At 68.7% G+C, this 7,994-nt stretch carries 9 protein-coding genes; 3 read left to right on the top strand and 6 right to left on the bottom strand.

Features of this window, described 5'->3' with window-relative positions:
- On the bottom strand, positions 1-1,379 hold a 1,379-nt coding region (locus KZA10_RS04425; protein WP_256934409.1), incomplete at its 3' end, for an ABC transporter substrate-binding protein.
- Positions 1,380-1,502: 123 nt separating this feature from the next.
- Between KZA10_RS04425 and KZA10_RS04420 the strand changes: the two genes are divergently transcribed.
- Entirely contained in the window at positions 1,503-2,093 is a 591-nt protein-coding gene (locus tag KZA10_RS04420; RefSeq protein WP_229778786.1) for an Lrp/AsnC family transcriptional regulator, read from the top strand.
- A gap of 10 nt (positions 2,094-2,103) precedes the next feature.
- Here the strand turns inward: KZA10_RS04420 and KZA10_RS04415 are convergent, their stop codons facing one another.
- From KZA10_RS04415 to KZA10_RS04400, 4 genes are all read right to left on the bottom strand, one after another.
- Positions 2,104-2,460 carry a hypothetical protein gene (locus KZA10_RS04415; RefSeq protein WP_308289581.1) on the bottom strand — a complete coding sequence of 119 codons (357 nt, stop codon included), beginning with the start codon at positions 2,458-2,460 and terminating at the stop codon, positions 2,104-2,106.
- A 23-nt stretch (positions 2,461-2,483) separates the two neighbouring features.
- Positions 2,484-3,074: a GNAT family N-acetyltransferase gene (locus KZA10_RS04410; protein ID WP_218682275.1), complete on the bottom strand. Its 591-nt coding sequence runs from the start codon at positions 3,072-3,074 to the stop codon at positions 2,484-2,486.
- Positions 3,071-4,084: a hypothetical protein gene (locus KZA10_RS04405; RefSeq protein WP_218682274.1), complete on the bottom strand. Its 1,014-nt coding sequence runs from the start codon at positions 4,082-4,084 to the stop codon at positions 3,071-3,073. Before KZA10_RS04405 ends, KZA10_RS04410 begins: the two co-directional genes overlap by 4 nt.
- Positions 4,085-4,167: 83 nt before the next feature.
- Positions 4,168-4,833, bottom strand: coding sequence for a Pr6Pr family membrane protein (locus KZA10_RS04400; protein WP_308289580.1), 666 nt, complete (start codon positions 4,831-4,833; stop codon positions 4,168-4,170).
- Positions 4,834-4,913: 80 nt separating this feature from the next.
- Here KZA10_RS04400 and KZA10_RS04395 point away from each other — a divergent pair, with 80 nt between their 5' ends.
- Together KZA10_RS04395 and KZA10_RS04390 are read left to right on the top strand one after the other, a co-directional pair.
- A complete protein-coding gene (locus KZA10_RS04395) occupies positions 4,914-5,882 on the top strand; it encodes a hypothetical protein (RefSeq protein WP_218682273.1) in 969 nt (322 codons plus the stop codon).
- An 11-nt stretch (positions 5,883-5,893) separates the two neighbouring features.
- The gene (locus KZA10_RS04390) at positions 5,894-6,979 is read left to right on the top strand and encodes a DUF3137 domain-containing protein (RefSeq protein ID WP_218682272.1); all 1,086 of its coding nucleotides are present in this window, start codon (positions 5,894-5,896) and stop codon (positions 6,977-6,979) included.
- 245 nt (positions 6,980-7,224) lie between these two features.
- Here the strand turns inward: KZA10_RS04390 and KZA10_RS04385 are convergent, their stop codons facing one another.
- Positions 7,225-7,950 carry an SDR family oxidoreductase gene (locus KZA10_RS04385; protein ID WP_218682276.1) on the bottom strand — a complete coding sequence of 242 codons (726 nt, stop codon included), beginning with the start codon at positions 7,948-7,950 and terminating at the stop codon, positions 7,225-7,227.
- Positions 7,951-7,994 lie beyond the last annotated feature (44 nt).

Below are 7,994 nucleotides of genomic sequence, written 5' to 3'. Positions count from 1 at the left end.
GCCCAGCCGGCGCGGAGGCCGACCTTCAGACCCGGGGCGAAGGGCAGGAAGTTCGCGGAGTCGGCGTAGTCCGGGCCCCAGAACCACAGGCCGAAGCCCTCGGTGCCGTTGACGTAGGCGTCGAGCTCGGTCGCGAAGGGCGCGGGGGCGAGGTCGACCGTGATGCCGGCGTCTTCGAGCTGTGCCTGCACGCGCTCGGCGAGCGGGGTGAACTCCACGCCGCCGACCGGGTAGTCGTTCGGGAACTGCAGCTTGAGGGTCTGGCCCGTGTAGCCGGCCTCGGCGAGCGCGGCCTTCGCCTTGTCGAGGTCCTGCTCCACGCCGCCGTCGAGGGCGCCCTCGAATCCGGGCGGGATCACGCCGGTCGCCTGCACGGAACCGGCACCGGCCAGCTCCAGCAGTGCGTCGTAGTCGAGGGCGTAGCGGATCGCCTCGGCGATCTTGACGTTCGCCAGGTCACCGGCGACGGCCTCGGACTGGTTGAGCAGCAGGAAGATGGTCTGGCCGGAGGGGACGGAGTCGACCGTGATGCCGTCGCCGAGACCGGCGACCTGGTCGCCGTTCAGGTCCATCGCGACCATCGAGTCGCCGCCCTTGAGGTTGGCGAGCTGGGTGGCGCTCTCCGAGACGTTGCGCACGACCACGCGCTTGTAGTCGGATGCCTCGTCGCCGTTGTACTCGTCGTTCTTGGTCAGCACGACCTGCGAGCTGAGGTCGAGCGTGTCGAGCACGAAGGGGCCGGAGCCCGCGGAGGCGCCGTCGAGGAACTTCTGCGCCGAGTCGGTGCCGTCGATCGCGCCGCCGTTCTCGATGACGACGTCGGAGTTGACGATGCCGAGCGCCGGGTTCGCGAGGATCGCGGGCAGCTGCAGCAGCGGGGTCTCGGACGTGAACTCGATCGTCTTGTCGTCGACCTCGGTGATGGTGAGACCGCCGAGCAGGAAGTTGGGCTTGGCGTCTTCCATGCCCTGGATGCGCTGCAGCGAGAACACGACGTCCTTCGCCTCGATAGGCGAGCCGTCGGAGAAGACGCGGTCGCCGTCGAGCGTGAAGGTGAACTCGGTCGCCTCGTCGTTCTGCTCCCACGATGCGAGGCCGGGGACGGGGGTGGAGACGTCGGAGCCCTCGAAGTCGACGAGGGTCTCGTACAGGGCCTTCGCGATCATGTTGCCGGTCGGGTCGTAGGTGTGTCCCGGGTCGGTGGTCTCGATCGAGAACGCGGTGTCGATGACGAGGGAGTCGGATCCGGACAGCCCGCCGCCGGTCGCCGAGTTCCCTCCAGAGCAACCTGCGAGCGCGAGGAGCGCTGTGGCTCCGAGCGCGATGACCGGCGTGATACGGCGTGACGACATGAGGGCCTCCAGAGGCGAGGAGTACATTCGGGTGAGTCGCCACCGATGTGGACGACCGTGGATCAGATTCGCATCATATGCGACGATGTGTCCAGCAAGAGTGGGTCACCTCGACACGCTCTGTCCAGAACCTCGGATGTGAGGAACAATATGTCCAGCAAGAATGCGGAAGATTCGAAGCATTCTGGACGAAGTGCCGCCCCATTGGACGAGACGGCGTACAGAATCCTTGAAGTCCTGCGTGATAACGGTCGTGTCTCGATCGCGGCTCTCGCCGACAAGGTGGGGATCTCACGCGCGAACGCCTACACGCGCGTCGAGTCGCTCGTGCACGACGGCATCATCACGGGCTTCAGCGCCCGCGTGGATCAGGCGAAGGCGGGGCTCTCCATCGGCGCCCTCGTCTTCGTCACCGTGATGCCGCAGGCCTGGGCGTCGTTCCGGGAGCGGGTGCTGGAGATGCCCGATGTGGAGTGGTGCGCGATCACCACAGGCGAGCACGACGCGATGCTGCTGATCCGCGCCGTCGATGTCAGCGGCGTGCACGAGTTCTCCACCGGAGTGATCGCTCAGCTTCCCGAGGTGCGCACGGTGGTCAGCGTGGTGGTGCTCGACGAGGTGATCCGCCGCCCCTACCTGCTGCCGGGGGACCTGCCGGAACGAAGCAGCGTCACCGCACCGCTCGGGATGACACGGTGGACGCCGGCCTCGCCCGGTCGCGACGCGCTGCCGCCGCGCTGAGGCGCAGGCCTCAGGCGGTGATCTCCTCGCACACGCTCAGCTGCGGGAGTCCGTGCATCTCGTAGTGCTCGACCAGGCGGATGCCGCCCCCGTCGGTCAGCTCCAGCTCGCTCTCGCCGTCGCCGGTCACGACCGTGCCGTCGGCCTTGAGCACGTGCACGAAAGACACCCAGATCGTGTCACCCGTGCGGGTGCCGACGAACTTGCCGAAGGTGACCGTGTCACCCTCGTACCCGCCCCAGATCGCGCCGTCGCGCTCGAAATACTCGAAGATGCTCGGGGATTCCGGGTCGACCGCAGAGGTCGTGGACGACACCATCCGGAATCGGCGGCCGTCGAGGGAGGGAAGGGTTGCAGTCGCAGTCACATCCTCGATTATGGGGGATCCCGTCACGAGCCGTCCGCGCCGTCGCGCCCCCGCCATTCGTCTTCGAGGAGGGCGTAGACGAGCAACGTCGTCCATTCGCCCTTGAACAGTTCGCTCTCCACCAGACGGGCCTCGCGGCGGAAGCCGAGCCTTTCCACGACCCCGGCCGATGCCGTGTTGCGCTCGTCGATGCGCGCCACGATGCGGTGCAGGCCCACGCCGTCGAAGCCCAGCGCGAGGAGCGCGTCGACCGCCTGGGTCGCATAGCCACGGCCGCCGGCGCGCGGGTCGAAGATGTACCCGACCTCGCCGGATCGGTCGCTCTCGCTGCGCCAGAACAGCACCACGTCGCCGAGGAGTGCGCCGGATGAACGCTCCTCGACGGCGAGGGAGACCGCGTCGCCCTCCTTCGCGAAGCGCGTGTTCGACCAGGTGGTGGCGATGCGCTGTTCGACCTCCGCGAGCTCCAGTGGCGCGTAGGGCACGTACCGTACGGCTTCAGGGTCGGACTTGTAGACGTGCATCGGTGCGGCATCGGCGGGCGCGATCGGGCGCAGGAGCAGGCGCTCCGTGATGATCGGGTACTCGGGGTCGTGCCCCGACTCCCCCGTCACTCGAGGTCCAGGGAGAGCAGGCCAGGCAGATGCGCCGTACGGGCGCGCACAGCGAGGAGGAGATCGCCGTAGTCGGGCGTGATGCCGACGCGGGAGGAGGCCAGCAGGTGCGTCGTGGTCTTGCCGGCAGCGCGGTCGAAGCGGAGTCGCTTGACCGGGTACGCGGGCGGGGTCAACCAGATGCGGGCCAGCTGCGCGTAGGGCGTGCCGACGCCGTCGATGCGGATGCCCTGGGAGTCGACCGAGACCTGAGCGGGGATCGAACGCACCAGGCGCCGACGCTGCACGGCGCCGATCCCGAAGCCGATGGCGGCGACCGCGGAGAACGGCGCGAGCAGGATGAGTGCCGAGAGCTCGCTGTCGACGAAACCGGGCACCGCCACGAGCAGCCCCACGCCGATCGCGATGACGAGGAATACGACGGCGGCGACCGTGAGCCGCGTGGCCAGGCGCCGCTCCCCCGTGGCGTCGATCGTGAACTGCGTCGGCAGCTGGGCTCCGGCGCGCGCGGCCGCGACAGGGTCGTCGAACACCGGCGGCGCGATCGGGTTCAGCGTCGCCATGAGGTCGTTGAACAGGGGTCGCGAGTACCCGGGCAGCTCGATCGTGATCTCGCGGTCGCCGGTGTGCACGATCAGGGCGCGCGTGGTGCCGCTGGGGAGTCCGTTCGTGCGGTGCTCGGTGATCTTCGAGCGGAAGGCGGTCGTGGCGCGCAGGAACGTCTCGCGGTTGCCGGCCTTGCCGATCTCGACCGCATCGGGGCGTACGACGATCCGGATGTTGCGGAACCAGAAGAAGCCGGCGAACACCGCCACGGTCAGCGCGACCGCGACGACGAGCACCAGCACGCCGCGGGTCGAGATGTTCATCGTGCGCGGCAGGAACTTCGGGAGCACGAAGAGCGTCACCGCCGACAGCACCGCGGAGAGCACGAGTGCGCCGACGGCCGAACGGAGCGGGTTCCTGCGGAAGACCCGCTCGCCGGACACGGCTTCGGCCTGATTCAGCATTCGAACTCTCCCCCATGACAGTCGGCTCGCGTGACGCGGTTCCCACCGTAGTGCCCGCCCGGGGAGCACCAAGGAAAATCGGCTCAGCCGAGGGGGGATGCGTTCTCCCTCAACGACACGCCGCGGAATCGGCTGGCCGTCCAGACCAGGACGCCGGCGAGCAGCACGGCGACGAGCAGCCCGAGCACGTGGAGCATCAGCGAGCCGAGCCCGCGTTCGGGGAGCAGGAAGCCGTAGGGCACCCAGCCGTCGGTGACTCCGCGCCACAGCACCAAGACCAGCCAGATCAGGGGGTAGGGCACGAGCATCCAGAGTCGGGACCACGGCAGCCGGGGGCGATCGCCGATGAGCAGCCAGTCGAGCGCCACGAGCACGGGGAAGACGACGTGCAGCAGCACGCTCACCCAGGGCGGCGCCGAACCCGTGCCGGGGACGAGCACGTTGTAGATCACGCCGACCACGAGCAGGTAGGCGGTCACGATGCCGCGCAGCAACGCGAACCACGAGGGAACCGATCGGCCGGTCGTCACGAGTGCACCGCTGCCGATCAGGACGAGCGCCGCGATGAGACTGGTCTGGTTCGTGAAGTACCCGAAGTAGTCGAACGGGCTCGCGTCCCCCACGGCGATGCGCAGAGCGTAGGCGTAGAGGAGGACCGCGATGACCGAGGCGCCGACCACGATGCGGCCGATTCCCCACGCGCGGCGGGTCTGCGGCGCGACGGTCTCGATCTCGGTCTCGGTCTCCACGACGTCAGCCTAGGGCGGCTCTGTGCGCACCCGGTGTCCGCCGACCGCACGAACAGCGCAGTGCCCGGTAGCGTGGTCGCATGGAGTGGACGCCCGATCCCTCGGCGGGGGCATGGCTGCGTGAGCGGCTCGACGCCGGCAACGAGACCATGCATGTGGTGGTGCCCCGCGGCTTTCCCGCGTATGCGCGCATCTTCCATCCGGCCATCGTCCGCTCATCGCCGGATCGGGCGATTCCGACGGCGGACGAGTGGGTGCGGATGCCCGAGTCCGCACAGCACGCGCTCATGGCCGGATTCGTCGACGAGCCGGTGTCGTGGGCGCAGACGGCGGCGGCCTTCGGCACCGTCCTCCACCCGCTCGCGCAGTGGAACCGGCTCGTGCGCACCCCGTCCGACGGCGACTGGCGCACGCGGATCGCCCCCGACGGTCGCAAGTTCACCGCGCCGATGGAGGGCGAGCTGGAACCTGCCCACCTGGCGAACATCGTCACCCACCTCGTCGAGCACACGCAGACGCCGGACGCCGGTTTCGCCGCGCTCTGGGAGGGGCGAGGCGATCTGCTGGGCTTTGTCGGCATCACCCCATCGGGCTCGTTCCCGACATTCTCGGACGATCCGAACCATCAGGCGATGCTCGACCGCAGCGCGCGCGATCCGTTCAACAACGTCTTCCGCAAGCCCACCTGGCAGGAGGGCATCCTCTCGAAGGAGATCTCGGAGGGGCCGAGGTTCGAGCTGCCAGGACGAGGACACGTGCTGTTCTCGGCTGCCCCGCGTGCGTTCGCCGATCCGGAGTGGGTGCTGCACGTGCCTTGGCGCGATCTCCCCGCCGAGGAGCGCGGATTCCCGCCGGCGGCACAGAGCCCGAGCCTCCTCTGGCCGGAGGATCACGCCTGGGTGCTGGTGAGCGAGGTCGACTTCGACTCCACGATCGTGGCCGGCTCGCCCGCACTGATCGAGGCGCTGTGCGCGGACGAGCACCTGGAAGCCCTCCCGCTCCCGGAGGGCGCCGACCTCACGTGGGACGCCGATGCGGTGAACAGGTGACGTCCCCGCCGATGACCTTCGACGCCCGACCCCTCACCGATCCGGTCGACGCGAGCGCGGTGCGCGCCTTCGCCGCGGAGCTCCGTTCCCGGCCGACGGGTGGCACCGGGGCATCCACGATCATCGGCGTCGTGGCGGTCGCGATCGTCGCCGTGGTGATGCTGCCTGTCCTCATCAGCGTGGTCCTGAGCCTGGCATCCTTCGGCGGCTCCCCCCCGTCCGCAGCGATCCCCCTCGTGCTGATCGCGCTTCTGCTGGCCGCCGCGGGCTTCATGATCTGGCTGGGCGTGCGCAATGCCCAGACGACGCGGTACCGCCTGCATCGGTTCGCACAGACCAACGGCATGACCTACGAGCCCAAGGTCGTCGACCCGCGGCTGCCCGGCATGATCTTCCACCTCGGGCGAGGACGGCAGTCCACCGATCTGATCCGCGGTACCAGGCCACGCTTCGTCGAATTCGGCAACTACCAGTACACGGTGCAGTCGGGAAAGAACTCCACGACCTACCGCTGGGGCTACGTGGCCGTGAAGCTCGATGCACCGCTGCCGAACATCGTCCTCGACGCCAAGGGCAACAACGGGTTCGGCTCGAACCTGCCGGCATCGTTCCAGCGAAGCCAGCGGCTGTCGCTCGAGGGCGACTTCGACCAGCACTTCACGCTCTACTGCCCCGAGGGATACGAACGCGACGCGCTCTATCTCTTCACGCCCGACATCATGGCGCGGTTCATCGACAACGCCGCCGAGCTCGACGTGGAGATCGTCGACGACTGGCTCTTCCTCTACACGCAGCGGAAGGTGTCGACCCTCGATCCCGACACCTGGGCGTGGCTGTTCGGTACCGTCGGCGCCCTGCTGACGAAGTTCGAGCAGTGGGCGCGGTGGCGCGATGAGCGGCTCGTCGCCGAGACGAGAGCGGGGGCATCGGCCCCGACGTCGAGTCCGTCGCTGCCGTTCGCGCCGCCTGCAGGCCTGCTCACCCCGCCGCCCGGAGTCGCCCCTCAAGGGCGGCGACTCAAACGCGGCGGCACATGGATACCCATCGTCATCGCGCTCATGATCGCCGGGTTCTGGATCGTGAGCAGATTCAACTGAGCCGATGCGACCGCGCGGAGTGGCGGAGGGGCCGAGTGTGGGGGTGGGTGCCGGCTGGGGACCGAACTCCCACCCCATCCCCCCTCGGGATCGAAAAGAGATCCACTCTCCCTCCGCATGACGGCTGAGCCGCCCCGCCCACGGTCAGCTGGGGACTGACACTGCTGGGCGTATGGCGAAATGGTATACCGGGCGAGGTTGCAACCCCTTGCATCCATTCGCACGAATGCGCTTCTGCCGACCAGTCAGCGCGCCGACCATCCGCCGTCGATCGTGTAGCTCGCCCCGGTCACCATCCCCGCAGTATCGCCCGCGAGCCACAGCGCGAGGGAGGCGACCTCGCTCGGCTCGACGAGCCGCTTGATGGCCGACTCGGTCAGCATCACGTTCGCGAGGACGTCCTCCTCGGGGATGCCGTGCACCCGGGCCTGATCGGCGATCTGCTTCTCGACGAGCGGCGTGCGCACGTACCCGGGATCGATGCAGTTGCTCGTCACCCCGCGCGGTCCACCCTCCAGCGCCGTCACCTTCGACAGCCCCTCCAGACCGTGCTTCGCCGCGACGTACGCCGACTTGTAGGCCGAGGCGCGCAGGCCGTGCACGCTCGAGATGTTGATCACCCGCCCGAAGCCCCGGTCGTACATTCCCGGGAGTGCGGCGCGGATGAGCAGGAACGGCGCTTCGAGCATGAGGCGCAGGATGAACGAGAACCGCTCCGGTGCGAAGTCCTCGATCGGACTCACGTGCTGCACTCCGGCGTTGTTGACGAGGATGTCGACGTCGATGCGGGCATCGGCGAGCGCACCGAGGTCGGACAGGTCGACGCACCACGCCTGCCCGCCGATCTCCGTGGCGAGAGCCTCCGCGGCCTCACGGTCGACATCGGCGTGGAAGAACGCGGGACCCGGCTGATAGAGCGTGTTCGCGTAGTTGAGCGAGCCTCCGCCCACTCCCGCGCCCGCCAGGATCATCACGTGCGGAAGCCGATGGATGCGCTGCACGCCGTAGCACCCGA

The sequence above is a fragment of the Microbacterium sp. BF1 genome (genome assembly GCF_019279095.1).
Classification (GTDB): Bacteria; Actinomycetota; Actinomycetes; order Actinomycetales; family Microbacteriaceae; genus Microbacterium; species Microbacterium maritypicum.
The sequence above is the reverse complement of the archived record's forward strand: the minus strand, read 5'-3'. Positions and strand labels throughout refer to the sequence as shown.

Bases quoted from the DNA above. Each gene is read 5' to 3' on its own strand.
- KZA10_RS04405 (WP_218682274.1), bottom strand. From the start codon at position 4,084: ATGCTGAATCAGGCCGAAGCCGTGTCCGGCGAGCGGGTCTTCCGCAGG.
- KZA10_RS04390 (WP_218682272.1), top strand. From the start codon at position 5,894: ATGACCTTCGACGCCCGACCCCTCACCGATCCGGTCGACGCGAGCGCG.
- KZA10_RS04385 (WP_218682276.1), bottom strand. From the start codon at position 7,950: ATGATCCTGGCGGGCGCGGGAGTGGGCGGAGGCTCGCTCAACTACGCG.
- KZA10_RS04395 (WP_218682273.1), top strand. From the start codon at position 4,914: ATGGAGTGGACGCCCGATCCCTCGGCGGGGGCATGGCTGCGTGAGCGG.
- KZA10_RS04420 (WP_229778786.1), top strand. From the start codon at position 1,503: ATGTCCAGCAAGAATGCGGAAGATTCGAAGCATTCTGGACGAAGTGCC.